Source organism: Phytoactinopolyspora limicola, assembly GCF_011320225.1.
Taxonomy (GTDB): domain Bacteria; phylum Actinomycetota; class Actinomycetes; order Jiangellales; family Jiangellaceae; genus Phytoactinopolyspora; species Phytoactinopolyspora limicola.
Genome location: NZ_JAAOEN010000008.1, coordinates 86,444 through 112,818, shown reverse-complemented (window position 1 = coordinate 112,818; position 26,375 = coordinate 86,444). Strand labels below are relative to the sequence as shown.

The following is a 26,375-nucleotide window of genomic DNA, read 5'->3' as shown; positions in this document are numbered from 1 at the left end:
CATCCACCGCGGGACGCCGTCGTTGCTCCGAACGCGCTGGGGACCAGACGGCAGGTGCCTGGCGTCGATCAGCCGGCGAGCACCTCGGCGATGTCGAAGCTGACCGGCTCCTGCAATTGGTCATAGGTGCAGCTGCGCGGGTCACGGTCCGGCCGCCAGCGGCGGAACTGCGCGGTGTGCCGTAGGCGGGTGCCCTGCATGTGGTCGTAGGCGACTTCGACGACCAGTTCCGGCCGCAGCGGCTGCCACGACATGTCCTTGCCGGCACTCCACCGGCTCTGCCCGCCCGGCAGCCGGGTGCTCTCGTGTGCCTCGGCCTGGGCCCACTCGGCCCACGGGTGTTCGGCGACGGTGTCGTCGGACATCCGATACGGCTCGAGCTCGTCGACCAGCTCGGCGCGGCGTTTCATCGCGAACGACGCGCTCACCCCGATGAAGTGGAGCGCTCCGGCGTCGTCGTACAAACCCAGCAGCAGCGATCCGACCACCCCGCCGCTCTTGTGCCAGCGGAACCCGGCGACGACGCACTCGGCGGTGCGATCGTGTTTGATCTTGGTGAGGATACGTTCGCCGGGGCGGTACGAGTCGTCGAGGCCCTTAGCGATCAGCCCGTCCAGGCCAGCCCCCTCGAACTGCTCGAACCACTGCTGAGCGGTGGCTTGGTCGGTGGTGGCCTGGGTCAGGTACACCGGTGGGCCGGCGTCGGCGAGTGCAGCGGCGAGGACCTCGCGGCGGTGGCTGAACGGGTCGGCCATGTGGTTGGTGTCGCCGAGCGCCAACACGTCGAAGGCGACGAAGCTGGCCGGAGTCCGCTCGGCAAGTTCGCGGACCCTCGATTCAGCCGGATGGATGCGGTCGAGGAGGCGCTCGAAGTCGAGGTGGTCGTCGGTGACGATGATCAGTTCGCCGTCGACGACACACCGCGGCGGCAGGTGTTCCCGGGCGGCCGCGACGACCTCCGGAAAGTACCGCGTCATCGGCCGCTCGTTGCGGCTGCCGATCTCCACGTCGTCGCCGTCGCGGAAGATGATGGCGCGGAAGCCGTCCCACTTGCCCTCATAGTGCGCAGCGGGCGGGAGCTTCTTCGCCGACCGTGCCAGCATCGGCACCACCGGCGGCATCACGGGCAGATCCATGGCCACACACTAATGGCACCCACCGACGACGTCGGCGAAGGCGCACTCGGCAACGTCGTTGATACCCCAGCGGCGCAGAAATGTAACGCTTTCCGTACAGGACCGCACCGCAAGGTCTCATCTTCACCGCAGCGGTGGACTTTGGTGTCACGATGACGTATGAATCCTTGGATCGACGGCACCACGTCGGTCGAGACCCGGGAGGTACGCCATGTCGTACAAAGTTGTCGTCCTCGTCGAAGAGCCGGTCACCAGCTGGGACGCCCGGCAGATCGTCGCTCTGCATTCCGACACCCCGGAGCCGGTCCACTACTACGTCCTGATCCCGGTCGAGGATGCCGCGAGCCGGGTCGAGTCCACCATCGGCTCGTTGGCCGCCAGCGAGGTCATGGGAACCGCCGCGCTGTACCTCGACGAGAACGACCTCGAACGGGTCCACGAAGAGATCCGCGAGGCCAGCCGCCGCTCGCTCGACATGTCCGTACAAGCGTTCAGTACCCTCGGCGCGCAGGTCACCGGCGAGGTCACCGCACACGACCCGCTCGACCGGCTCGCCACGCTGGTACAGGAGTGTGGCGCTGCCGAGGTCATCATCTTGACCCGGCCCCACGTCGTAGCCGAACTGTTCCACGTCGATTGGACCGCCCGCGCTCGGCGTAAGCTGAACGTGCCGGTGCTGCACCTGCTCGCCCAGTCCGAGCCGGATTGGGAATCGGAGGTACGGCACCAGAACGGCGACAGCCCGTGACGGCAAGAACGACGCACGAATGACAAGGGGCCGCCCAGGTGAGTGAACCGGTCTTCCTCGACGTGGGAGGGCGCGAGGTCCGCGTGTCCAGCCCAGACAAGATCTACTTTCCGGAGCGGGGCTTCACCAAGCTCGACGTCGTCAACTACTTCGTGGCGGTGGGCGACGGCATCCTGGGGGCGCTACATCAGCGGCCCACCACGCTGGAACGCTGGCCCGGCGGCGTCGTCGAGGGTGCGCGGCTGTCCACCCGGCAGAACAACCGGGGCGACGCGTTCTACCAGAAACGGGTACCCAAGGGTGCACCGTCGTGGGTAGAGACGGCCAGCATCACCTTCCCCAGCGGTCGCCCCGCCGACGAGGTCTGCCCTACCGAACTGGCCGTGGTTGCCTGGGCGGCCAACCTCGGGACGTTGACCTTCCACCCTTGGCCGGTCCGGCGAGACACCCCGGACCACCCCGACCAACTGCGAATCGATCTCGATCCGCAGCCAGGCACCGACTACGCCGACGCCGCCCGAGTCGCACCAGAGGCACGGGCATTGCTGCAAGAACTCGGCCTGGACGGATTCCCCAAAACCTCCGGCGGACGCGGACTACACCTGTACGTTCCGATCGAACCGCGGTGGGACTTCGTCGAGGTCCGGCGCGCGGTGATCGCCTTCGGCCGAGAGTTGGAGCGGCGGCTACCGTCGCTGGTCACCATGTCATGGTGGAAAGAGGAGCGCGGCGAGAAGATCTTCATCGACTTCAACCAGATGGCCCGCGACCGCACCATCGCCTCGGCCTACTCGATCCGGCCACGGCCGCAGGCCACGGTGTCGGCCCCGCTGCGCTGGGACGAAGTCGGCGACGCCCGGCCAGAGGATTTCGACGTCGCCACTATGCCGGCGCGGTATGCGGAAATCGGTGATCCACACGCCGACATGGAGGAGAACGCGTACTCGATCGAGCCGCTGCTGACGATGGCCGAACGCGACGCCCGAGACCACGACCTCGGCGACCTTCCGTACCCACCTGAGTATCCGAAGATGCCCGGCGAACCCATGCGGGTCCAACCCAGCCGCGCCCGCCACCCCGGGGACTGACCCACCCCGTTTCCGCACCTGATCTCCGTTTCCGCACCTGATCTCCGTTTCCGCACCTGATCGTCCCCGCGAAAACGATCTGTGCGTTTTGGGGCTGGTGGTGCTGGCTGGGATTGCTGTCAGGCGAAATACGGCCGTCGGGCTGTGCGACGACGGCGAACGCGGCGCTGTGGCGGTGTATGAGCCGGATGATCGCCAGATCCCGGTACGGCATAGCGCACTTCGCTACCGCCAGATGGCGTTAACACCCGATTCCGGCCCTCAACCCCATCTGGCGGTAGCGAAGTGCCGGGGCACGCCGGCGCGGCCCGCACCGCAGGGGAAACGTGTCGCCGTCCAGGCCACAACAAGGAGGTTTACTGCGGCCCCCGCCCCGGGCACAAGGAGGCTTACTGTCACCAGGGCAACAACAAGGAGGCTTACTGCACACGGCAGCGTGCCGCAAGGAAGCTTGTGGCGGTCAGCTGAGGACGGGTGCCGCCGGACTGGGCGTCCAACCCGACGCCCGAGCTGGCGAAGGCGGCAGCCGCTCTGACGATCAGATGCATAACCCGCCCCACGAGGCGCGACCGTGCATCTGATCCACGGCTCGCCCATATCCTGAGACGAGGTCGCATGCGCCAACGGGCCGTTGAGCAGGGTAAACGCCATCCGCCGTGCACCTGATCGTCGCCACAAGAACGATCAGGTGACAAAACGGAGATCAGGTGCGCAACGGGGGCGGCGGTGAAACCCGCGCCGGGCCGGGGTGGGGCGTGGACGACGTACGCCGTCACGGTGGCAACGCTGCGCTGGGCGCTAGAGTCGAAGGTATGCCCTACGACGTGGAGAAGAGCGACGAGCAATGGCAGGCCGAACTCTCGCCCGAGGAATATCACGTGTTACGCGAGGCTGGCACTGAGCGGCCCGGCTCCAGCCCGTTGGAGCATCTGGACGATCGTCCCTACGTGTATCAATGCCGGGGCTGCGGTGCCGAGTTGTTCCGAAGCGAGACGAAGTTCGACGCCCGCTGCGGCTGGCCGGCGTTCTACGCCCCGCTGGCCGAGGACCGAGTCGAGTACGTCGAAGACCGCACTCTTGGCCAGGTGCGCACCGAGGTTCGATGCGGCCGCTGCGGCTCACACCTCGGGCATGTGTTCACCGGTGAGGGATTCCCTACCCCTACCGACCAGCGTTACTGCATCAACGGCGTGGCTTTGCGCCGGGTGGACGCCCCCACATCCGACGCCTGATCGCCCCGCGGCGTCGAGCCAGCACCAACCCCGGCGTCAACCCCGGACTAGACGCCTGACCTGCTTGTTTAGCGTTTTACGTTGGGTTAGCATCGTCGTCATGTCGGACTCTGAACGCTCTTTGCAGTCCGCGCTGGTCGAGGTCTCGCGTGCTCCCGGCGCGACGTCTGAGACGCCGGACATCTCGCTGCTCGCTCGCCGCCAGGTCGATGTGGCCGCATCCGCCGCGGCCGAACAGGCGCTGCTCGCCGCCGGGATCGACCCCACCGATCCCTGGGCGGCTGAGCGGGGCGCGCCGGGTCAGCCGCCGCACCCGTCGCAGCGCCGGGCCGCCGCACCTGCCCGGCCAGCCACCGAGTCGCGCCGGTCTGGCACCGAATCCCGACACCCACCCACCCACACCCCACGTATCCCCGAGTTCGATCCCGACACGCGCGACGGAGGTTATGTCTACTTACGCCTCGCCGACCACCTTGCTGCCCGAATCGAGGCTCATGATCTCGAACCAGGCAGTCAACTTCCGGCGGAACGCCATTTGGCCCGCCAGTATGGTGTCTCCATCGGCACCGTCCGGCGGGTTGCCGCCGAGCTGCGGGACCGCCAGCTCATCTGGACGTTGCCGGCCAAAGGTACGTACGTCCGCCGCTGAGTCCGCATTGTCGCGCCCACTTCGCTAACGTGTGCCCGTGGCCACCACCTCCTCATCCAACCGGCCCCATCCGGAATTGCCCAGCTTGCTTCCTGCTTTCCTCACCGCTGACCGGGCTGCCGGCCCGCAGCACGGGCGCTCGGCCCGCGACTGGTTGGTCGACGTCTTGTGCACGCTCATCGCTGTTGCGGTTGGCCTGGTGAGTGTTGTCGAACGGGTGAACGCCGACGACGGGTTCACCACGTTCCGGGCCGTGGATGTCGCCGTCGGGGTGCTGGGTGTGGTGGCTCTGTGGTTCCGGCGCCGCTGGCCGGTGCATTTGGCGGTCGCCGCCACCGCGGTGTCGGTGTTCGCAGCGTCGATCGGTGGCGCCCAACTGATCTTGATCTTCACTGTCGCCGTTCACCGTCCTTACCCGCCGGCCGTCGCGATCGCCGCGGCCAACATCCTCGTCGGCGGGGTGCACTTCTGGCTGTTTCCGTCACCGAACGAGTCCTGGACCGTGTCGATGGTGTTCTCGGCGTTGGTGATCGTCATCGCCGCGGTGTGGGGGATGTTCATCCGGGCCCGCCGACAGCTGCTCGTGTCGCTCCGTGAACGCGCCCGCCAGGCCGAGGCCGAGGCTCACCTCAGGGTTGATCAGGCACGGCAACGCGAGCGGCAGCGGATCGCCCGCGAGATGCATGATGTGTTGGCGCATCGGTTGTCGCTGCTCAGCGTGCACGCGAACGCACTCATCCACCGGCGCGACGCCAGCCGCCACGACATCGAACAGGTCTCCGATGTCATCCGGGAGAGTGCCCACCAGGCCTTACGTGACCTACGCGAGGTGATCGGCGTATTGCGCGCGCCGACCGGCCATAGTCCCGACGAGGTCGGTTCGGACCTGGACGATCTTCCAGCCCTGCTGGACGATTCTCGGCGGGCCGGCGCCAGCGTCACCTTCGATGACTGGCGCGACGGCGACCAGCCGCTGCCGACCGCCGTCTCCCGGTGCGCCTACCGCGTCGTGCAGGAAGGGCTGACGAACGCCCGGAAACACGCCGCGGGCGCCGCGGTGGCCGTTGCCTTGGCCGGCTCTGCCGGTGGGGTGTTGACGGTACACGTGCGCAACGGCCCGCCCGCCGGGCCGGTTGGACCGCAGGCGTCTATCCCTGGCTCCAGTACCGGCCTGGTCGGGTTGGCCGAGCGGACTGCTTTGGCCGGTGGTGCGTTGTCTTACGGTCCCACGTCCGACCTCGGCTTCACCCTGACCGCTGAGCTGCCCTGGCCGGAGTGATGTCCACTGGGTATCCGATGACTGGGTATCCGATGCCTGAACAGCCGCCATGCCCACATCTGTGCGGCCAGTAGCACCGGCGTCACCATCAGGATCGCCGGCACCAGCCAGTCGAGGGTGGCCCGGTCCGCGGCCGCCGCGGTGAGCGGGATGTTCGATCCGGCGGCGATAACCAAGCCTGCCACGATCGCCCCCGTCACGACGAACATCCGCCGCTCCCCCGACGAACCGAACCATCGCATCGACCGTCGCCGCAGGTCGCCGCTGCTCCGGAGCCCGACGAACGCCAGCCCGTGCAGCGCGAAGACGGACAACACCGCGCCGATCGCCACGACGACCGTCGGGTCCGTCACGACGTGGTCGGTCTCACCAGCGAGCAGGCCCGCGAGAATCCACGCCCAGGCACCGGCCACGATCCAGCTTCCTGCACAGATGGTGGCGTCGCAGGTGGCTCTCCACACCCGGGCACCACGGCCGTCGCCGTCGACGCGGCCCCGGAACCACACCCCGGCGTCCCGGCTCACCCACCCCACCAGCAGGGCACACACCAGCGGAAACAGGCCGGTCAGCAGGTCACCTTCGACCACCGGGAACAATCCGATCAAGACACCGGCGGCCGCGACCAGCCACACCTCGTTGGTCAGGAAGTACGGCACGATGGTCGCCACCACCCGCTGCCGCTCGCCGCGGGTGCGAGCCAGAATCGGCAGCAGCATACCCGCGCCGATGTCCGCACCACCCAGCACGAAATACCCGATGGCGTAGAAACCCAGGATGGCGATGGCCAGTATCTCCATCTGTGCTCACCTCCCTACGAAGGTCAAGATGGCCTCGGACGGGTCGCGCGCTGGCCTGGATGACGTGTCGCCACCCAGCTCGCCGGCCCCCAGCGTCACGGCGTCCGGGCCGCGGCGGGCGTGCCGGGCCATCAGCCAGATCGTCACGGCGACGAGAACGCCGAACAGGGTGGTGAAGGTGATCAGCGACGCACGCATCGCGGTGTCGGAGATGTCCGAGACGGCGTCGTCGACGGTTAACATCTCGTACACGACCCACGGTTGTCGGCCGACCTCCCGGAAGACCCAACCCGAAATCATCGCGACGTACGGCAACGGCATCGCAGCCATCAGGACGACGTGCCAGAGGCGGAACCGGACGATCACCTTCCTGGATATGGCCAGTAGGGCGCCGACGAGCAGGATCCAGAACATCGCGGCGAAGACCACGAGCATCACCAACCCTGCCGCCCGGGCCAGGCCCGGTGGGGTGTAGTCGCCCGCACCGAACTGCTCGATCATCGCCGCTTGGAGTGCGTCTATCTCGTCGCCGTCCATGGCGAACACCGCCAGTTTCATCGGCTGGGTGCCCTCGAGGTGGCCGAACTGGAGGCCGCCGGTCGCCACCGCCAGGAACAGGGCGGGTACCGACGTGTACACCCCGATCCGCAGCGAGCGCCCGAAGAACTCCCGCTGTTCGGTCCGCCGACGCAGGTGATAGGCGCTCACCCCGGCTACGAAGAAGCCGCTGGTCAGGAGGGCACCACCGGCGATGTGCCCGAACGCGGTGAGTGTGCTCGGATTGGTCAGCAGAGCGCTCAGATCGGTCAGCACCAGGGTGTCGCCGTCGAGCGCCGCACCGGTCGGGTTCTGCATGAAGCCGTTGGCCACCAGGATCCAGTACGCCGACGCGTAGGCGGTCAGGGTGACCACCCAGATCACACCTAGGTGGAGCCACCGGTTCATCCGGCCCCAACCGAAGATCCACAGGCCGAGGAACGTGGACTCGATGAAGAACGCGACCAGGGTCTCCATCGCGAGCGCGGCGCCGAAGAGGTTCCCGGCGAAGTGGGTGAGCCCGCTCCAGCTCAGGCCGAACTGGAGTTCCATCACCAGTCCGGTGACGATACCCATGGCGTAGTTGATGACGTAGAGCTGCCCCCAGAATCGCACCATGTGGGTGTGGAGTGGGCTCCGGGTGACGGTGGCCCGAAGCTGAAGGCAGGCCACCGTCGTCGCTAACCCGAGGGTCAACGCCACGAAGAGGAAGTGAATCCCCGCGGTCAACGCGAACTGGAGGCGGGCCAGCTCGACGGTTTCAGGAGTCATCGGTCAGCTACCACCGCTCGCGGCGCCGCAGGACCTTCCAGCGTTCTCCCACCGGTCCGGCGTGCCCTCATCGAACACCTTCCCCGACCGGTGCGGTGGCGGGCGCCGACGGCGCGGTGGTCTCAGCACGTTCGATCGGGATCTCCGGCAAGATGCGGTCCAACCAGCGCGGCAGCCACCAGGCCTTCGTGCCGAACAGCCGCATGACGGCGGGAACGACGAGGCACCGGACGACGATGGCGTCGAGGAAGACCGCGACCGCCAGGCCGAGACCGAACTGTTGCAACATCCGGTCCGGGCTCAGCATGAAGGCGCCGAAGACCACGATCATGATGGCGGCCGCCGCCGTGATCACGCCGCCGGTCCGCGCCAGGCCCTCCCGCATGGCCAGGCGCGCGTCGCCGGTCCGGCGCCATTCCTCGTGCATCCGCGAGACCAGGAATACCTCGTAGTCCATCGACAGGCCGAACACGATCGCGAAGATCATCACTGGCACGAACGCTTCGACCGGGCCAGCGGCGACACCGAACATTCCTTCGCCGAACACCATGGTCACGACACCGAGTGCGGCGCTGATGACGAGCAGGTTCAGCAGGGCTGCCTTCAACGGAATGAGAACGGACCGGAACACCGCCATGAGCAACAGCGATGACAGCCCAACGACAACGAGGAGGAACAGCGGCATCCGGTCGCTGATGGCGGCTGAGAAGTCGTCGGCTGCCGCGGTGGAGCCACCCACCAGGTAGGTGCCGCCGGTCTGCCCGGTCAGCTCCGGCAGGACATCGCCGCGTAGGTCCGCGACCAGATCGCTGGTGGCCTCATCCTGGGGTGCGCTGTCGGGAATCACCATCATGGTGGTGAGGTCGCTGTCCGGAATCGGCTGAGGCGGCGACACGCTGGCCACCCCGGGGGTAGCGGCGAGGGTCTGCTGCACCACCCCGGCGTGCTGCTCGGCCACCCCGTCGGTGAGGACGAACAGCGGCCCGTTCACGCCCGGGCCGAACCCCTCGGCGAGCAGGTCGTAGGCCTGCCGGCTGGTGGTGGTCTCCGCGTCGTTGCCGGCGTCGGCGAACCCGAGCCGCATACCGAGCATCGGCACCGACAGCGCTGCCAGCAGCACCAGAGCAATGGCCACCGGTGGCCATGGGCGGCGCGCCACACCGTCGGCGAGCCGTCGCCACCATTCCCCCTCCCCCTCCCCCTCACCACGTTTGGTGCGGGCGGCGTGCCGGGTGATGCGTCGTTCGATCCGGCGGCCGAACACGGTCAGCAACGACGGCAGCAACGTCAGCGAGGCCACCATAGTGACCAGCACGGTGAGCGCGACGGCCAGCGCCACTCCCTGGAGGGCACCGAGGCCGAGCGCGAACAGCCCGAGCAGCGCGAACACGACCGTCACCCCGGCGAAGATCACCGCCCGGCCGGCTGTGTCCAAGGCCGTCCTCGCGGCCTGGTGGCGGTCGGACCCGCGCAACAGCTCGCTGCGGTAACGGGCGAAGATCAGCAGTGCGTAGTCGATGCCCACCCCGAGGCCTACCAGCATCATCAGCGGTGGGGTGTAGCTGGCGATGGTGGTCAGGTTGGACATCAGCGCGATCACGCCGAGAGTGCTGCCCACCGCGAAGATCGCCGTGATCACCGGCAGCGTCGCCGCGAGGAACGAGCCGAACATGAAGACGAGGATCACCAGGGCCGCCAGGATCCCGGCCCCCTCCGCCGCTCCCCCTTCGGCCTCCTCCGCACCGCGGACCGCGTCGCCGCTGAGCTCGACCCGCAGCCCGTCGCCGGCCGCCGCGTGTGCGGTGTCGATGATGTCTTCGACGGCATCCCGCGGGACGTCGGTGGCGCCGCCGTCGAGCGCGACGGTGGCGTAGCCGATCGTGGCGTCGTCGGAGATCGTGTGTGCCGACTCGTACGGGCCGGTGAACCCGACGACGTGTGGCAGCGCCGACACGTCGTCTAGCATCGTCGCCACCCGCTCCTGCACCGCAGGGGCGTCGACCCCGTCGGGATCGTGGAGGACGATCTGGATCGAGTCGCCGGCCTGCGCCGGGGCGTGCTCGGCGAGCATGTCGCTGAGCTCTTGCGACTCGGTGCCCGGCAAGGTGTGGTCGTCGTAATAGTCGTTGCCGATGCCCTGGGACACCGCGGTGACGCCCACCAGCACCAGCACCCAGAGGGCCAGCGCCAGCCAGCGGCGCCGCTGCGACCACCCGGCCAGGCGCTGCATGCGGCTGGCTGGTTGCGATAGCGGCCTGTCCCGGTCTACCGGTTCCGGAGTTTCTGGCGTGGGTGCCACCGTCGTCCGACCTCTTTCGTCTCAGGAGTGAATACACTCCAGGATCTGACGAAAGTGCAGGTCACGTCGTCGGCCGTGGGGTGACACCTGCTCTACACCCCTGGTTGTGGGCGGCCGCCGCGGCGTACCACGCTGGTAGCGTCCGCGGGCCGGTGAACCCACCTACGACGGCGCGCCGGTCAGTCCAGCCAGCCAGGGGTGACGAGGCCGGACTCGTAGGCCTGGACCACCAGTTGGGCCCGGTCGCGGACCTGCAGCTTGGTCATGATCCGGCTGACGTGGGTCTTCGCGGTGGCCGGGCTCAACACCAGCTGCTCGGCGATCTCGTCGTTGGACATTCCCGCCGCGACGAGCACCGTAACCTCGCGCTCGCGGTCGGTCAGGGCGTCGAGTCGCGGGTTGGGTTCTGGCCGAGCGGCCCGGCCGGCCAGCTCGGAGATGAGCCGGCGGGTGACCGACGGCGCGATCAGGGCGTCGCCACGAGCGGCTACGCGGACCGCGTGGATCAGCTCCAACGGCTCGGTGTCTTTGACCATGAATCCGCTGGCCCCGGCGCGGAGTGCGCCGTAGACGTAATCGTCGAGGTCGAACGTCGTCAGGATCACCACCCGCACCGCGGCCAGCTCGGGGTCGGCCACGATCTGTCGAGTGGCCTCCAGGCCATCGGTGCCCGGCATCCGGATATCCATCAGGACGACGTCCGGGCGTAACTCACGGGTCAGGTCCATCGCCTCCTGGCCGTCGGCGGCCTCCGCGACGACGGTGATGTCATCCTCACCATCGAGAATCGACCCGAACCCGGCGCGGACCAGCCGTTGGTCGTCGGCGAGCAAGACGCGGATCACCGGACACCTCCGATCGGCAGCCGGGCGCGCACCACGAACCCGCCGTCGGGGGACGGTCCCGCGCTGAGCTCACCACCCACCGAATCAGCCCGCTCCCGCATGCCGATGATGCCGCTCCCCTGCCAGCCATCACCGTCGCCGGCGTCGGGGGTGGCACCGGAACCGTCGTCGGTGATCTCCACCCGGACGGTGTCGTCGCCATACGCGATCCGGACATTCGCCGCACGGGCACCGGAATGCCGGGTCACGTTCGTCAAGGCCTCCTGCACGATCCGATAGCCTGCCAGATCCACTGCGGGTGTCAGCTCCCGCGGTGCCCCCTCGACCTCCAGGGCGACGGACAGGTCGGCCGAGCTGGTCCGGTCGACGAGTTCCCCGACCCGGCCGAGGGTCGGAGCCGGTGCCATAGGAGCCGCGCCGTCGACGTCCCGCAAACCACCGAGGGTGGAGCGTAGTTCCCGCAGCGCCTCATGGCTGCTGGCCTTAATCGTCGACAACGCCTCGGTGGCCTGGCCGGGATCTTTTGGCAACCGGTGCAGTGCCGCGCTGGCCTGGACGTTGATCAGAGAGATGGTGTGACCGAGCACGTCATGCACTTCGTGGGCGATACGCAGGCGTTCTTCGGTGGTGCGCCGACGCACTTCCTCCTCGCGAGCCTGTTCCATCTCCCGCAGGTAGGCACGGCGGCTGTGGATGGCACCACCGATCGCCATCACCGACACCAGCCAGCTCGCGAAGAACACGACACCGAGATCGCCGAGGTTCTCCGTGTCCGTCGCGTATTCGCCATAGAAGGCGGCCACCACGGCCGTGGCACCGATGAGGATGCCGGCGGCGAACCGTCCGGCCGCCATCACGGTGTAGAGGGCGATGGCGAACGCCACGATGATCGGGCCGTCGCGATCTGGCATAACGAGGTAGATAGCGGAGGTCACCAAGGTGAACACGGCTACGGCTATCGGATAGTCACGCCGGAAGAACACCGCCGCGGAGGCGGCCGCCATCAGTATCCAACCGACCACCGAGACGTCATTAGCCCCGGTCACGGCGGTGCCCCCGATGACCAACAGCGCGGTGGCGAGGGTCAGCCACGTGTCGCCGGCCCGTCCGGACCACGGTCGGGGTTGATGGGGCCCGTCGTCGCTCACAACCGGACAGCATACGTCGACCGGCCGCGACTGACCCTTTGACCTGGCGGCCGAAAAGTCAAGGGGGCAGTCATTTACCCGCCGACTGGACAACACCGCCAGATCGGGATTTAGATGTGCGAATGCCGCCGACTGAGTTCGCCGCGTTGCTCAGGCAGTATCGGCATGCTGCCGGCTTGTCGCAGGAAGAACTCGCCCAGCGGGCCGGCCTCAGTGGCGACGCCATCGCCGCACTGGAGCGTGGCCGGCGCCGGGCCCCGCGGCCGCTGACCGTCCGGCTGCTCGCCGACGCGCTCGGATTGGACGGTGCCGGCCGCAGCGCCTTCATCGAAGCCTCCAGAACCTCGGCGGAGGCTGAGTCGGTCCCCAGCCAACGCCCGATGGGCGGGCTAACCCGGGGACGGTCTCAGGCCGGTCCGGACGAACTCGTTGGCCGAGCCGGCGAGCTGGCCACCCTGACCAGGCTGCTCACCGCGGCCGACGGCCGGATGATCACGCTGATCGGGCCGGGCGGCGTCGGGAAGACCAGGCTGGCGAACGAGGCCGCGTCGACACTTCGTCCGACCTTTCCCGGCGGCGTCCACTGGGTGTCGCTGGTGGGCACTCCCGAGCCGGCGTCGGAGCCGCGGGCCGACGTGGCCAGCGCGGTGGCGGCCGTGGTCGGCGGACCGGAGCCGGCGGCTCCGGCCGGTGTGGACCAACTCGCCGACCAACTCGGGAAACGCCGCACCCTGCTCATTCTGGACAACTGCGAGCATGTGGTCGACGACGCCGCTGCGCTGTGCGCCGCCCTGTTACGGCGCTGCCCGGCCCTGAGTATCCTCGCCACCAGCCGCGAACTGCTCCGGGTTCCGGGCGAGGTCATCAACGTCGTCCACCCGCTGCCCGTCCCCGACGCGACCCGGCTGTTCAAAGCCAGGGCCCGAGCCCACGGGGTACAACTGGATGCCGACGGGCAGGCACACGTCGGCCAGATCTGCCACCGGCTCGACGGCATCCCGCTAGCGATCGAGATGGCCGCCGCGCGGGTTCGGATCCTTACCGTGGAGCAGATCTCGGCCGAGCTGGCATCGTCGTTCCGGATCCTCACGTCCGGCTCACGGACCGCTCCGCCGCGCCAGCGCACCCTTCGGGCCACCATCGGCTGGAGTTTCGACCTGCTCGACAACGAAGAACAACACTTCTTCGCCGCGATGTCGGTGTTCTCCGCGGGATGGACCATGCCCGCGGCATACGACGTGTGGACCGCACTGGCCCCTGACCCGTCGTGGGCGAGAGTGGTGGACATCACCGGTCGACTGGCCGACAAATCGCTCATCGTCGTGCGGCATGACGGCTCCGCCGCCCGGTATCACATGTTCGACGTCATCCGGGAGCACGCAGCCGAGCGGCTGGCCGAATTCGGTCTGACCGACACCGCCGAACACGCACACGTGGACCACTTCCTACGGGCGGTCGCCCATGACGGCTCGTCAGCCGACGCCGTCGATCGTACGAGGTGGCTGACCTGGATCGACACCGAGATAGACAACGTGCGGATAGCCGTCGATCGTGCGCTGGCCCAACCCCGACGCCGCGCCGCGATACGGCTCACCGGCGCTTTGTACCCATACTGCCGGTGGCGCGGGCACTACGCGGCCGGTCGAGCCTGGCTGGAGGCTGCCCTGGCGGCCACGGCCGATCCGGCTGGTGCTGACGGCCCAGAGCCGGCGGATCGCGTCGACACAGGCCCGACCCCCGACACAGGCCCGACCCCCGACACGGACCGGGCTGCGGCTCACCTCGGCGCTGGCCACCTGGCCCTTCTCGATGGCGACCCTACCGGGGCCCTCACCCACCTGACGGCGGCACTCGAGCTGTACCAGAACGCCGGCGACGAGGAGGGGGTCCGTGCGGCGCGACGCTATCTGCATGACGTCCACGGCGGCACACCGCCCACGCCACCCACACCGCCCACACCACCCACTCCGCCCGAGCAGTGGCCCAGCTGAGGCGCTGGGCGTTCGGCGAGTCCGGGCGCCGACCGACTCTGGGGCGATCCATGCCGGCGCCCGAACACAAGCCGGGCCGGTGGCACCCATGCCCCCCGGATGGGCGCGACCGGCCCGGACCTGATGTGCCGGACTTCGGCGGCCGCTGGTCGCGGATCGGTGTCCAGCGGCGCTGCATCCTGCGCACCTAAGCGTTGTGGATCATGCACCTGATCGCCCAGCGACATGACCCTGACATCGCCCTGACAAGATCCACAACTCCCCTTCCTCCCGTGATCATTGGCTTTTGACTACCGAATTCGGTAGTCAAAAGCCAATGATCACGGGAGTTGGGGGTCGCGGTCGGCACCCAGCCGCTCCAACAGTGCTCGCAGGTCGGCCTCGATACCCGGGCTGACCGCCAGGGTCATGGCCTCGCCGGGCGGCCGGCCGTGGAGCCCGCTAACCACGGCTCCGGCCTCCTCCGCGATCAAACCACCGGCGGCTCGGTCCCACGGGTTCAGTCCCCGCTCGTAGTAAGCGTCCATCCGACCACACGCCACCCAGCACAGGTCCAAGGCGGCTGAGCCACCCCGGCGGATATCCCGGACCCTTGGCACCACCTCGGCCAGCACGGCCGCCTGGCGAGCCCGGCGCTGCGCGTCGTAGCCGAAGCCGGTGCCCACGAGCGCCAGCCCCAGATCAGTGCAGCCGGATACCCGGATGGGCTCGCCATCCAGCAGCGCACCCGACCCGCGCATCGCCGTCCAGGTCTCGCCGCTCACCGGATTGTGGACGACGCCCGCCTCCACGACACCGTCGACCTGCGCGGCGATCGACACCGAATACTGCGGGATGCCGTACAGGTAGTTGACCGTGCCGTCGATGGGGTCGACCACCCACACCACACCTGAGTCACCCGCGCTGTGCCCACCTTCTTCACCATGGACGGCGTCGCCCGGCCGGGCCGCCAGCAGGCGCTCCCGGATGAGCTTCTCGGCCGCGGTGTCGGATTCGGTGACCACATCGGTCGGGGTGGACTTCGTGGCGGCCACCGCCATCCGCTCAACGGCCTGCCGCCGCTCTCGCGCCAACTCTCCGGCTTCGCGGGCAGCGGCTACGCCCAACTCGACCAGACTCTTCACATCGACCGTCACGAAGGTCTCCTCTATTGTCCGTCGGCGGCTATTGTCCGTCGGCGGCTATTGTCCGTCGGCAGCGTTGGGATGTGGCGGTGCGTCCGCGCCGCACAAGGCGGGCCGGGGGCCGCGCAGGTTCGGGCAGCAGGTGGCCGGGCACACGTCGGCGGCGGGACCGGGCGCTCCGATGCTGGACCGGGTGACCGCCTCCCCACGTTCCGCCGCAGCCCGCTCCAGCAGGAGGTCGATGACGGCCGCGACGAAGTCCGGGTGGGTGCCGACGGTGGCCGCGCGGGCCGCCTGAAGCCCCAGCTTCGCGGCCGTCTCCATCGCCTCGGTGTCGAGGTCGTAGGCGACCTCCATGTGGTCGGAGAGGAACCCGATGGGTGCCATCACGACGGCCGGGACACCGCGGGCCGCCAACGCCTCCAGGTGGTCGTTGACGTCGGGCTCCAGCCACGGCATGTCGGGAGGTCCGCTGCGTGAGCAATAGACGAGGTCGTACTCGTACCTGACCCCGCGCCGTTGCGACACCTGCTCCGTGACCGCCTGGGCGACCGCCTCGTGCTGAGCGACGTACGAACCACCGTTGGGTCCGGACGTCTCGGACATGCCGACCGGGATGGAGTGGGTGACGAACACCAGACGGGCCCGCTGGGCCACCTCGCCGGACAGCTCGCCCAAGGCCCCCACCACGCTGTCGGCGTTGGCGGAGATGAACCCCGGGTGGTCGAAACAGTGCCGCAGCCGGTCGATGACCGGCGCGCCGGGCCCAACCTCGGCCACCGCGTCGGCGAGGTTCTCCCGGTATTGACGGCAGCCGGAGTAGGAGTCGTAAGCGCTGGTGATGAAGGCGGCCACCCGCCCCATACCGTCGGCGGCCATCCGGGCGATCTCGTCGACCAGATACGGATGCCAGTTGCGGTTGCCCCAGTACACCGGGATGGACAACCCTGCCTCGGCGAGCTCGTGCTCGAGGTTGGCCACCAACGCACGGTTCTGATCATTGATGGGGCTTTTGCCGCCGAACGCGCGATAGTGCTCCCCCACTTCTTCCAGCCGTTCACGAGGCACGTCCTTACCTCGTGTGACGTTCTCCAGGAAGGGGATGACGTCGTCCTGTCCTTCGGGCCCTCCGAACGAGACCACCAGCAACGCGTCGTACGGGGCCACTCGCGACCCGTTGACCTCTACGTCTCTACTACTGCTCACCCTCCGATCCTCCCAAGTGCCTCGCCGGTGCCGTACACAGGGTCGGGTTCCAGCGGACAGCCGGTATCACCCATCAGCGGCGGGTGAGGCGTCGCTACGCTGGACGAGGCGACGAGACGAACACGACGTAACCACGACGTAACCACGACGCAACCACGACGCAACCACGACGCAACCACGACGCAACCACGACGCAACGAACTTGGGGCACGTCGCCGGCCCACTCGACCGAACGGAAGCTCCTGTGCGCCCGATCATGCCGCTCACCGTGCCGGCTGTGCTGGCCGTGCTCGTCGTGGGGCTCAGCGGATGCGGCGACGACGCGAACGACGACGACCTTCCGACGCTGCCGTGTGAGGCGGCGCCGGTGGAACTCACCCTGCTCGACGCCGGCGCCGAACCGACCGTCCCGCTGCGGCTGGACCCCACACCAGGTGACGTCATCGAACTCGACCTCGATATGTCCGTCGGCACCGAAGCGCTCATCGACGGCCGCGCGGGAGCCGATCACGATGCTCCGCCACTGAGTTTCGGCCTGCTCATCAGCGTCGACGACGTCTCCGACGACACCGTCGACATGTCGTTCACCTATGACCAAGCGTCGACCGATGACGACGAGACGGCGCTCGGCGAGATGCTGGCCGACCTCCCGGGCGCGTCCGGCATGCTCCGGACCGACCGCTCCGGCGCGTTCCAGGATGGCGGGATCTCCACCGACGGTCTCGATCCCGAGGTGGAGTCGCTGGTCGAGCAGACCGAACGGCACCTCGCCGCGCTCACCGCACCGCTACCAACCGAACCGGTGGGGGTCGGCGCCCGGTGGGAGGTCGCCAGCTCCTTCGAGTCCGGCGGCGTTGTCTACTGCACCTTGACCACCTATACGCTGACCAGCCTCGATGGCGACCAATACGAGCTCGACATCGAGCTGACGCAGGGTGTCGCGCCCACCACCATCGCCGACAACGGGACGTCCATCGACGTGATAGGCGGATCGGGCCGTGGTACGGGGCATAGCAGCGGCAGCCTCAACAGCCCCATCGCCGCCGCGGCGGCCACCCACACCACGTCCCGCACCACCATGGTCGTCGAACGTGACGGCGCCGAGCAGCGCCAGGAGATCGAGATCGACCTCCAACTGGAGCTACGGCAGCGAGATGGGGGCCCGTGAGTGGTCCTTATCGGGGTATCCGGCACCTATGCTGAAGGCCAAGCCCGTCGGCAGACAGCACCCATCCGGCGTGGCGGCTTGGTACAAAGTCCCGCACAAGCGACGATGGACACAGTGATGTTGGGGAGGTAGACGATGCGCGAGCTTCGCCTGACCGCGGTCAGCGAGGACGGCGCGTACTTCATCCTCTCCGACGGTGACGAGCAGTACGCGTTGCGTGCCGACGAGCGGGTGCACGCTGCGATTCGAGGCGACCGAGCGAGGTTGGGACAGTTGGATATTCAGCTCGAAAGCCAACTGCGTCCGCGGGAGATCCAGGCCCGGATCCGGGCCGGCGAGTCGGTTGATTCCGTCGCCGCGGCCGCGACGATGCCGCGGGAGAAGGTGGAGCGTTTCGCCGGCCCCGTGCTGGCCGAACGTGAGCACATCGCCCAACGTGCCCGGCAATCCAACATGCGCCGGGTCGCTGGCGAAGGCCCGGTACGCACACTCGAGGCCGCCGCCGCCGACCATGTGGCCTCGGTCGGCGCCCAGCCGGACACCCTGACGTGGGACGCCTGGCGGGCCGAGGACGGCCGGTGGCGGGTGCAGTGCGTCTGGCAGGCCGAGGACACCACTACCGACGCCGATGGCCACTCCGCGCTGTTCTCGTTCGACCCGTCCGGACGGTCGGTGTCGCCTCTGGACATCAATGCTCGTGTGGTCGCCGGCGAGGCCCGCCCGGAGCCTGAACCGCAGCCCGAACCCGAACCCGTCGCCGCCCCCGAGCCGTCCGGCCCGGCACGGCTGTCGGTGGTGCAGTCGCCCGTCGACGACGACGCCGAAGACACCGTGGCCGACGCCGAACCGCTGCCGTTCGACGCCGCCGGCACCGACGCCGGCACCGACGCTCAACCTGTCACTGGTCCGATGGGCACATCCGGACCGGACACCCGGACGGATGACACACCCGACACCGTCGACCCCGTCGACCCCGTGGCGCCGCTGGATCCCACGCGGCGTTCTCGACGCACCGGACGTTACGGCCGGCCCGAGCGCCGCCGCCGTGAGGCGTCGGAGTCGTGGCTCGGCGATCCGGCCGAACTTACCGAGCCCAGCGAGCCAGCCGACGCTGACACCACCAACACCGATCGGCTTCGGCTCAGCGACATCGCCAACCACATCGAGGTTGAGGACAACGAGCCGCCGGACGACACACCGGACGAGCTCGCGCCCACCGCCCAGGACGCTCCGCCCACCCCGCCCCGCCGTACCGGCTCGTCGCGCTCGCGTCGGCCGAGTGTGCCCAGCTGGGACGAGATCATGTTCGGGCGACGTAAGAACGATTGACCCAAACGATTGACCCACTGAGAGGCCGCACCAACCAGGCAGATCCTCGGCGGTAGCTGAGGAAGACGGCGCGACACCTAGCTGACGGCCGGAGTCGGACGCATTAGGACGTCTGGGATGCCCCACCGCGGAGCGCGGATGAGTTCTTCATTGTGGGGATCACCGATCGGTTCATAGGCCACGACCGAGGGGAGTTTCCCTGACCTCAGCAGTCGCTCCGCGTGTTCCAGCAGCGCGTCCGCGGTTGTCCAGACTATGGCGGCTCGCCTCAGCCTCCAATAGGCGAGCAGTGCGGTGCCGACGTCCAGGGCCGGGTGTTCGAGCACGAGGGCGAGAGGGTCGGGATCCTCGAGGAACACGGCAATGTTGTGGAGCTCTTCGGCGTTGTCTGCTTGAGCGATATCGTCCGCGAGTTCCTCGGGCCACATGCGCTCGATTTCAGCACGATCGCGTCAGACGACAGGGGCCTCGCCTTGCGCCGGTTCCGTCAGATCGGGCGCCGGCCCGGGCGTCTCGAGTTCCCATTCCGAAGCCGGGTCGTAGGCGACGGTGTTCGTGGAGCGCCGCTGCCGCACCCCAAGAATGGCCTCTCGCACGACCATCCACTGGGTCGGGGTCGTATCATCCGCGATCGGTTGCTTCAGGTCGTTCGATCTGAGCTCATGAGGCTGCACGGCCCAGAAGAGATACCGCAGGTAGGAGCCGCTTCTGACGCTGACTTGGGCGCTCCCAGAAAGAAATCTGCGGAATTATGTATCAAACCGCTACCCGGATGCTCTGTATAGGTGGGCGCCGTTGACCACCTTGCGGCGTCCAAGACGGTCCGGATCCTCCGGTCGCGTCGTGCTTATGAGGGAAACGGAGCAGAGACGGTGACGCCATCTGAGAACCGACCAGTCGCCGTCTCGGCTTCGGTGGGCCACGACGCGCGCACTTATCCGGACTGTGTGCGGACTCACCACCGAGTCCGCACCGTCGGGATCCTGAGAGCCAGGTTGCGTCACGACGGATGGCGGCTAGCCGTCCTGAGGGGGTAAAGGCGCGAGGGGGCCTTGCTTGCAGGATCGGAGCACCACGGGGGTGACGGGCGCGTGAGTGTGACACGGCATCTCGTGTCGGGGGTCGCGCGCTCGTCGCCGACGGTCATCACATGGGATGGGATCGTCGATGGATAATGTCACCCAGCAGCTTTCCGGGAACCGCCCGGAGAGCTTAGTGACTTGCCGGGGGAACGTTTGGCGGATTGCTCCATCAGCGACCTCGTTCGCGAGGCGACCCAAGGGGACCAGCGGGCCTGGCGCGAGATCGTCGACAGGCACGCCGGTCTGGTGTGGTCGGTGGTACGCAGCCACCGGCTCCCGGACCCCGACGCGGGCGACGCGTTCCAAACCACCTGGCTACGGCTGGTGGAGAGTCTGCATCGTTTGCGGCAACCCGACCAACTGTCAGCGTGGCTGGTTACCACGGCCCGCCGAGAGTGCCTACGCCTCATCAAGCGGCGCGACCGCGAGATTCCCGACGCCGACGCGCTTGACGCCGGCACCGCGGTGCACAATGGCGGGACACAGCTCCTCGGTGTGTCTGAGCGACCCGTGGACGCACCCGACGCCGCGCTGCTTCGCCGTGAGCGCAACCATGAACTTCTCGATGCCTACCGGCGTCTGCCGGCCCGCTGTCAGAGCCTGTTGCGGCTCTATCTCGCCGACCCGCCGCTTAGCTACCAGGAGATCGCCGAACTCCTGGACGTGCCGGTCGGCAGTGTGGGCCCCAACCGCAGCCGCTGCCTCAACCATCTACGCAAGCTCCTGGGCGGGCCGAATGACGCCCATGACGTTGAAGGAGGCCGGTGATGGATGATCTCACCGCGGCCGACCGCGCCCTGCTGGCGGACTTGCGCGATGCCTTCCAACAGCTCGATCCACCACCCCCGCACCTGCTGCACGCGGCTCACACCAGCCTCGACTGGATGAACGCCGACGCCATCCTCGCCGAACTCGTCGCCGACTCCGCAGCTACCGGTGCTCCCGCGTTGCGGGCCGCGGCCCCGCCACGGGTGTTGACGTTCGACGCCGAGGGCACCACCTTGGTTGTCGAGATCGTCACCGTCGCCAGGGTGGGAGAGCCGGCGGCCGGGCGGCGGGTGATCGGGCAGGTTCTGCCGGCTGGTGATGCCAACGTGGAGATCCGCACCGCCTACGGTGCCGCCGTCCAGGTCCGGGCGGACGGCCACGGCCGGTTCCGCGCCACCGAGGTGCCAGCTGGCCCGCTGGCGTTCTCATGTCAGTTCGACGACCCCACCCGTACCCCGTTTGTCACCGGTTGGACAACCGACCAGGGGTGAGGCTCACCATGCCACCTGCGTCAATGAGCCAGGAGCAGGGGCACCAAGAGTTCGTCTTCGCTGAGGCCACCGTGCAGACCTACCAGCTTGGCCTCGGTTGGGAACACGCTGCGTTGGCACACTGCCCCGCTGCCGTGTAGGCCGGCCACGACATCACCGATGCGGTCGAGCACCCGGCTCTCCACCGCGCCGAACCAGCCGGCCTCGATGGCTTCGTCGCGGAGCAGTACCGCCGCGGTGGCTCCCAGCTGCTCGCGCCATGTGGCCTGCACGTCGGTGTCGGCGCCGGGCTCGACGTAGAGGTGCCGGAATCTGGCCTCTCCGGCGATCAGCGTCACCCCGGCCCGCAGCGCCGGAATGTCGTCGACGTCGATGCGGTCGTCCGCCGGGACGTCCACCATGCCGTGGTCGCCGGTGATCAGGAGGACGGTGTCAGCTGGCAGGGACTCGTAGAGCTCTTCGGCGAACCGGTCCACCATTACCAACTGGTGCCGCCACGCCGCCGACTGGCAGCCGTGCTGGTGGCCGGTGGAGTCCAGGTCGGCCTCGTACACGTAGGCGAGAGCGGGTTGGCCGGCGAGCGCGCTGACCGCCGTCGCCACCCGTTCACCGTAGGAGTCGGCCGGCCGGAACGGCCCGCGAAGCGCGGCGTTCGTGAGCCCGGTGTCGCGGAACCGTCGTTTGCTCACGACGGTGGTTGTCACGCCGGAGCGCTGGGCCCGCTCGAACAACGATGGATATGGCTGGTAGGTGAGGGGGTCGACGGTCGGCTCCCATTTCAGCGCATGGAAGAGCTCGTTCCGGCCCGGCATTCGGGTGGTGTACCCGAGCACGCCGTGCCGACCGGGTGGCAGGCCGGTGCCGAGGCTGGTGAGGCTGGTCGCCGTGGTGCTCGGCACGCCGCAGGTGATGGGCTGCTGCCGCAGCGATGACAGGAACGGGGTTTGAATGGTGTGCGACTTGAGGAGGTTCCATCCGAGGCCGTCGACGAGCAGCACGCAGTAACGGCTGGCCGGTGGGAGCCCCAGGGGGTTGTCTTCACCGGCGACGCCCAGCGCACCCAGCGCCGACCGGATGACGTCGGCCAGCGAACGTTCGCCGTACTCGGGCACCAAGGGCACGCGGTCACCGCACCCGTACGGTAGCGGCCGAGAGCGCCCGGGAGAAGGTCAGCATGTCGTCGACCCGGCTCATGCCGTCGCCAGCTTCGCTGACCCGCAGCGTGAAGTCGTCCGAGGTGACGGTTCCGGTGTAGCCGTGGTCGGCCTCACAATCGGGATCACCACAGGTGGCCGGCTCGAGGTCGATGCGGCTCATGGCACCCCACCCGACGGTCAGGACCACGTCGAGCGGGCGGTCGCCGATCTGGTGCGACGCCGGGGTGGGCACGGTGCGGCTGACCACCACCGACGTGACGCTGGCCAGCGGCACCGCCTCGGTGGACGTGGTGGCGTATGGCGCTGCGTGGGTGTCGTCGGATGGGTACTCGTCGGAGTGCCCGACGATCAGCCGAGTGGGCGTGAGCACCAGCACGCTCACATGCCGGCGCAGCTCGTCTCGGTCGAAGTGTGGTTCGTGGTGGACGACGAAAGACTCCACCGGCTCCCCCGCCAGCGCCGTCTCGAGCGTCTCCGCCACAAGGTTGGGGTAGTAGCCGGCCTGCTGAATCGCGATGCGAAGCCCTTCGCGGGTCCCTATGTCCGCCATGCGTCCTATCCTTACACGCTCTGCGCTGGTTAGGCGTCACGCCGTGGCCGGGCCGAGCCGGCGCGCATACCAATCGGGTCGTGGCTGCGGGCGGGCCAGCCGCACCGCGGCGTTGACCACCGACAATCCCTTCTCGCCCGCGAGCACTGGGTTCAACTCGAGCCCGTCCAATTCTGGTAGGTCGTCGGACATCCGCGACACGCGGTGCAGGAGGTCTTCCACGGCTGTCACATCGGCCTGCTGGCTACCACGGTAGCCGAACAGCAGAGCCGCGGCTTTCACCTCGCGGACCATCTCGGCGGCGTCGACGTCGGTGAGGGGTGGGATCCGGTAGGCGCGGTCTTCGAGCAGCTCGGTGGCGACGCCGGAGATCCCGAACGACACCACGGGGCCAAACATGGGGTCTTCGCGCGACCAGACCGCGACCGGTACACCCGCGGCCGCCATAGGCTGCACCACGAACGCCGCCTCGGCCGGGTCGGCCAGCGTCTGCGACATCGTGTGCCAAGCGTCGCGCATCTCGTCGGCGCTGCCGATGTTGCGCCACACATCGGCGAGGTCGGGGCGGTGCCGGAGATGGGCGGCAGTGGCTTTGAGGACCACCTCACCGTCGATGCGCACCGCGGCGTCTAGGGCCGCCTCCAAGGTGGGGGCGGGTTCCATCGGCAGCAGCCGGATCCCATAGTGAGCGAGAAAGGTGGCGGTCTGGGAGGCGGTGAGGTCGACGGGTTCGCCATCCGCCGCGGCCAGCAACCGTTCGGCGAGCCGGCGCGCGCCGTCTGGGTCGACGTCGTCGAGTTCGGGCACCGCCCCGTGCCGGCGCCGGCGCCAGGCCGCGTACGACGTGGCGTGCGCCAGTGCCCGCGCGCCCTCCTCCAGCGACGGGTAGGACGGCACCGAGCCGCGCTGGGCGACCCCGAGTTCGTCGAGCTGGCGCATCTGTTGAGGAACACCACGGATGCCGAGGAAGGTGGTCACCATGGGTTTCTCCCCCGCCGCGGACGCCTGGGCCAGCACCCGGGCGACGTCCTCGCCGCTGGATGCGTCGACGGCGGGGGCGAACACCACGAGCAGCGAGTCCACCTCGGCGCATCCGGCCAGGTCGGTCAGGGCGGCCGCGTAGTCCTCCGCGGAGGCCGCTACGCCGAGGTCCATGGGCTCCCGGACGATCTGGAGCCCGCTGGTCACCACGGCGTCGGCGGCGAGCATGCACAACGAGCTGGAGTTGCCGATAATGCCTACCCGGTCGCCGCTCGGCAACGGCTGGTACGCCAGCACCTGGGCGACGTCGAACATCTCCGCGATGGTGTCGACGCGTAGCACACCCGACTGGCGGAACATCGCGTCGAGAGCCGCCGGCGGCACGTCGATCGGGCGCACCGCGTGGCCGATCGGCACCCCTTGCGTGGAACGCCCTCCTTTGACCACCACCACCGGTTTGACCTCGGCCACCCGCCGGGCCAGCCGGGAGAACTTGCGCGGATTTCCCAGCGATTCCAGGTACAGCAACACCACCTCCGTCGCCGCGTCGTCACGCCAGTACTGCAGGAGGTCATTGCCGGACAGGTCGGCGCGGTTCCCCGCGGAGACGAACGTCGACAAACCCAGGCCTCGCGCGGCGCCGTCGCTGAGAACCGCCAAACCAAGCGCGCCGGACTGAGAGAACAGCCCCACCCGGCCGGGCGGCGGCAGCACCGGTGCGAGAGAGGCGTTCAGCGAGTACCGGGGATCGGTGTTGACGATACCGAGGCAGTTCGGCCCGACCACTCGCATGCCGTTGGCCCGGGCGACCCGCACCAGCCGAGCCTGCCGGGTGTTGCCCTCGGCGTCGCCCCGCTCGGCGAATCCGGCGGCGACCACGACCAGGCCACGCACTCCTTTGGCGGCGCAGTCGAGGACGACGTCGTTGACGGCGGCTGCCGGCACCGCCAGCACGGCCAGGTCGATCTCGCCGGGGATGTCTCGTACGCTCCGGTAGGCGTCGACTCCGGCGACCGACGTGGCCTCGGGATGAACGGCGTAGAGCTGGCCGGTGAAGCCGTTGTCGCCGGTTCCATTCTGCAGGTTGCGGATCAAGACCTGTCCGGCTTTACCGGCTGACCGGCTGGCGCCGATCACCGCGACCGAGCGTGGGGTCAGCAGACGCTCGATGGAACGCGCCTCGGCGCGGTGTTCCCGTGCGGCCATAACCGCGAGTGAGCTGTCGGTGGGCAGGATCTCGAACTCGACGTGGACGACGCCGTCCTCGAAGTGGTCGTCGACGCGGTAGCCGGCCTCGGCGAAGACGGTGATCATCTTGCGATTGGTGGGCAGCACGTCGGCGACGAAACGGTGGAGCCCGCGTTCCCGAGCGGCCTGGGCCAGATGTTCGAGGAGGACCGTGGCGACACCGCGCCCCTGGTGGTCGTCCTCGACGAGAAACGACACCTCGGCCTCGCCGGCCCGGATGCGGTCGAAGCGGCCGACGGCGATCATCTCGTCGCCGACCAGGACCACCAGCGCCACTCTCTGGACGTGGTCGACCCGGGTGAAGTGGTCGACGTCGCGTTCGCTCAGCCTCGGATAAGGGGCGAAGAATCGGTAGTACTTCGACTCGTCGCTGACGCGGGCATAGAAGTCGACCAGCCGGTCGGCGTCGTCTTCCCGGATTGGCCGCACGTGGGCGGTGGCGCCGTCGGACAACACCACGTCGGCTTCCCAGTGGTCCGGGTAGGTCGGATCGGGCTGCACGGTTCGAGGCTAGAACATCTGGCCGCCGCATCCATGATCGTGGCGACATCCTGAGATGATCCGTGGGGGCGCGCGGGTGACGGCATGCCGTCCGAATGGCGACACGTTTCTGTCTTTTCGACCTTACGCGGCGCAAAACCTTGACAGGCAACCGTATTCCCGAAAGAGTCCAACTGCACGGTTTGCCCCACATGGGGTCGGGGGGTCGCGTCTTTTGTGCCGAGGACGCTCGCCGATCGTGAGCGCCGCG

The 26,375-nt window shown here is 68.4% G+C and carries 22 protein-coding genes; 10 read left to right on the top strand and 12 right to left on the bottom strand.

The window, feature by feature from the left end:
- Nucleotides 1-68: 68 nt before the first annotated feature.
- The gene (locus G8760_RS18760) at nt 69-1,136 is read right to left on the bottom strand and encodes an ATP-dependent DNA ligase (RefSeq protein ID WP_166353975.1); all 1,068 of its coding nucleotides are present in this window, start codon (nt 1,134-1,136) and stop codon (nt 69-71) included.
- Nucleotides 1,137-1,347: 211 nt separating this feature from the next.
- Here G8760_RS18760 and G8760_RS18755 point away from each other — a divergent pair, with 211 nt between their 5' ends.
- The 5 genes from G8760_RS18755 to G8760_RS18735 all read left to right on the top strand — a co-directional run bounded on the left by G8760_RS18755 (nt 1,348) and on the right by G8760_RS18735 (nt 6,132).
- The gene (locus G8760_RS18755; protein WP_166353974.1) at nt 1,348-1,884 is read left to right on the top strand and encodes a hypothetical protein; all 537 of its coding nucleotides are present in this window, start codon (nt 1,348-1,350) and stop codon (nt 1,882-1,884) included.
- Between the two features lie 38 nt (nt 1,885-1,922).
- A complete protein-coding gene (gene ligD, locus G8760_RS18750; RefSeq protein ID WP_166353973.1) occupies nt 1,923-2,972 on the top strand; it encodes a non-homologous end-joining DNA ligase in 1,050 nt (349 codons plus the stop codon).
- Between the two features lie 812 nt (nt 2,973-3,784).
- Nucleotides 3,785-4,204, top strand: coding sequence for a peptide-methionine (R)-S-oxide reductase MsrB (gene msrB / locus G8760_RS18745; protein WP_166354182.1), 420 nt, complete (start codon nt 3,785-3,787; stop codon nt 4,202-4,204).
- Nucleotides 4,205-4,304: 100 nt separating this feature from the next.
- Entirely contained in the window at nt 4,305-4,853 is a 549-nt protein-coding gene (locus tag G8760_RS18740) for a winged helix-turn-helix domain-containing protein (RefSeq protein ID WP_166353972.1), read from the top strand.
- A 37-nt stretch (nt 4,854-4,890) separates the two neighbouring features.
- Nucleotides 4,891-6,132, top strand: a complete 1,242-nt coding sequence (locus G8760_RS18735) for a sensor histidine kinase (RefSeq protein WP_166353971.1) — start codon at nt 4,891-4,893, stop codon at nt 6,130-6,132.
- Here the strand turns inward: G8760_RS18735 and G8760_RS18730 are convergent.
- The 5 genes from G8760_RS18730 to G8760_RS18710 all read right to left on the bottom strand — a co-directional run bounded on the left by G8760_RS18730 (nt 6,072) and on the right by G8760_RS18710 (nt 12,529).
- On the bottom strand, nt 6,072-6,929 hold the full coding sequence (locus tag G8760_RS18730) for a cytochrome d ubiquinol oxidase subunit II (protein WP_166353970.1): 858 nt from the start codon (nt 6,927-6,929) through the stop codon (nt 6,072-6,074). The genes G8760_RS18735 and G8760_RS18730 overlap by 61 nt on opposite strands.
- Before the next feature lie 6 nt (nt 6,930-6,935).
- Nucleotides 6,936-8,237, bottom strand: coding sequence for a cytochrome ubiquinol oxidase subunit I (locus G8760_RS18725; protein ID WP_166353969.1), 1,302 nt, complete (start codon nt 8,235-8,237; stop codon nt 6,936-6,938).
- A 67-nt stretch (nt 8,238-8,304) separates the two neighbouring features.
- Entirely contained in the window at nt 8,305-10,467 is a 2,163-nt protein-coding gene (locus G8760_RS18720) for an MMPL family transporter (protein ID WP_166353968.1), read from the bottom strand.
- Between the two features lie 248 nt (nt 10,468-10,715).
- Nucleotides 10,716-11,381 (bottom strand): response regulator, encoded by a 666-nt coding sequence (locus G8760_RS18715; RefSeq protein WP_166353967.1) that lies wholly within the window; start codon nt 11,379-11,381, stop codon nt 10,716-10,718.
- On the bottom strand, nt 11,378-12,529 hold the full coding sequence (locus G8760_RS18710) for a sensor histidine kinase (RefSeq protein ID WP_166353966.1): 1,152 nt from the start codon (nt 12,527-12,529) through the stop codon (nt 11,378-11,380). The genes G8760_RS18715 and G8760_RS18710 overlap by 4 nt, the downstream gene beginning before the upstream one ends.
- Before the next feature lie 122 nt (nt 12,530-12,651).
- On the opposite strand from G8760_RS18710, the gene G8760_RS18705 reads away from it, so the two are divergent.
- Nucleotides 12,652-14,520, top strand: coding sequence for an ATP-binding protein (locus tag G8760_RS18705; protein ID WP_166353965.1), 1,869 nt, complete (start codon nt 12,652-12,654; stop codon nt 14,518-14,520).
- 320 nt (nt 14,521-14,840) lie between these two features.
- On the opposite strand, the gene G8760_RS18700 is transcribed toward G8760_RS18705, so the two are convergent.
- Together G8760_RS18700 and G8760_RS18695 are read right to left on the bottom strand one after the other, a co-directional pair.
- Nucleotides 14,841-15,656, bottom strand: coding sequence for an inositol monophosphatase family protein (locus tag G8760_RS18700; protein ID WP_166353964.1), 816 nt, complete (start codon nt 15,654-15,656; stop codon nt 14,841-14,843).
- Nucleotides 15,657-15,701: 45 nt separating this feature from the next.
- Nucleotides 15,702-16,850, bottom strand: a complete 1,149-nt coding sequence (locus G8760_RS18695; protein ID WP_207782495.1) for a ferrochelatase — start codon at nt 16,848-16,850, stop codon at nt 15,702-15,704.
- Between the two features lie 244 nt (nt 16,851-17,094).
- On the opposite strand from G8760_RS18695, the gene G8760_RS18690 reads away from it, so the two are divergent.
- Together G8760_RS18690 and sepH are read left to right on the top strand one after the other, a co-directional pair.
- Complete coding sequence (locus tag G8760_RS18690; RefSeq protein WP_166353963.1) at nt 17,095-18,018, top strand: hypothetical protein; 924 nt, start codon at nt 17,095-17,097, stop codon at nt 18,016-18,018.
- A gap of 135 nt (nt 18,019-18,153) precedes the next feature.
- Nucleotides 18,154-19,347, top strand: coding sequence for a septation protein SepH (sepH, locus tag G8760_RS18685; RefSeq protein WP_166353962.1), 1,194 nt, complete (start codon nt 18,154-18,156; stop codon nt 19,345-19,347).
- A gap of 77 nt (nt 19,348-19,424) precedes the next feature.
- Here sepH and G8760_RS18680 read toward each other — a convergent pair whose 3' ends face one another.
- A complete protein-coding gene (locus G8760_RS18680) occupies nt 19,425-19,775 on the bottom strand; it encodes a DUF4274 domain-containing protein (RefSeq protein WP_166353961.1) in 351 nt (116 codons plus the stop codon).
- 792 nt (nt 19,776-20,567) lie between these two features.
- On the opposite strand from G8760_RS18680, the gene G8760_RS18675 reads away from it, so the two are divergent.
- Complete coding sequence (locus tag G8760_RS18675) at nt 20,568-21,197, top strand: RNA polymerase sigma factor (RefSeq protein WP_207782494.1); 630 nt, start codon at nt 20,568-20,570, stop codon at nt 21,195-21,197.
- Nucleotides 21,197-21,688, top strand: coding sequence for a hypothetical protein (locus G8760_RS18670; RefSeq protein WP_166353960.1), 492 nt, complete (start codon nt 21,197-21,199; stop codon nt 21,686-21,688). The genes G8760_RS18675 and G8760_RS18670 overlap by 1 nt, the downstream gene beginning before the upstream one ends.
- 20 nt (nt 21,689-21,708) lie before the next feature.
- Here G8760_RS18670 and G8760_RS18665 read toward each other — a convergent pair whose 3' ends face one another.
- The 3 genes from G8760_RS18665 to G8760_RS18655 are packed head-to-tail and all read right to left on the bottom strand — an operon-like array spanning nt 21,709 to nt 26,125.
- Nucleotides 21,709-22,809: an alkaline phosphatase family protein gene (locus G8760_RS18665; RefSeq protein ID WP_166353959.1), complete on the bottom strand. Its 1,101-nt coding sequence runs from the start codon at nt 22,807-22,809 to the stop codon at nt 21,709-21,711.
- Nucleotides 22,810-22,813: 4 nt separating this feature from the next.
- The gene (locus G8760_RS18660) at nt 22,814-23,395 is read right to left on the bottom strand and encodes a DUF5998 family protein (RefSeq protein WP_166353958.1); all 582 of its coding nucleotides are present in this window, start codon (nt 23,393-23,395) and stop codon (nt 22,814-22,816) included.
- A gap of 36 nt (nt 23,396-23,431) precedes the next feature.
- Nucleotides 23,432-26,125, bottom strand: coding sequence for a bifunctional acetate--CoA ligase family protein/GNAT family N-acetyltransferase (locus G8760_RS18655; RefSeq protein WP_166353957.1), 2,694 nt, complete (start codon nt 26,123-26,125; stop codon nt 23,432-23,434).
- Nucleotides 26,126-26,375: the final 250 nt, after the last annotated feature.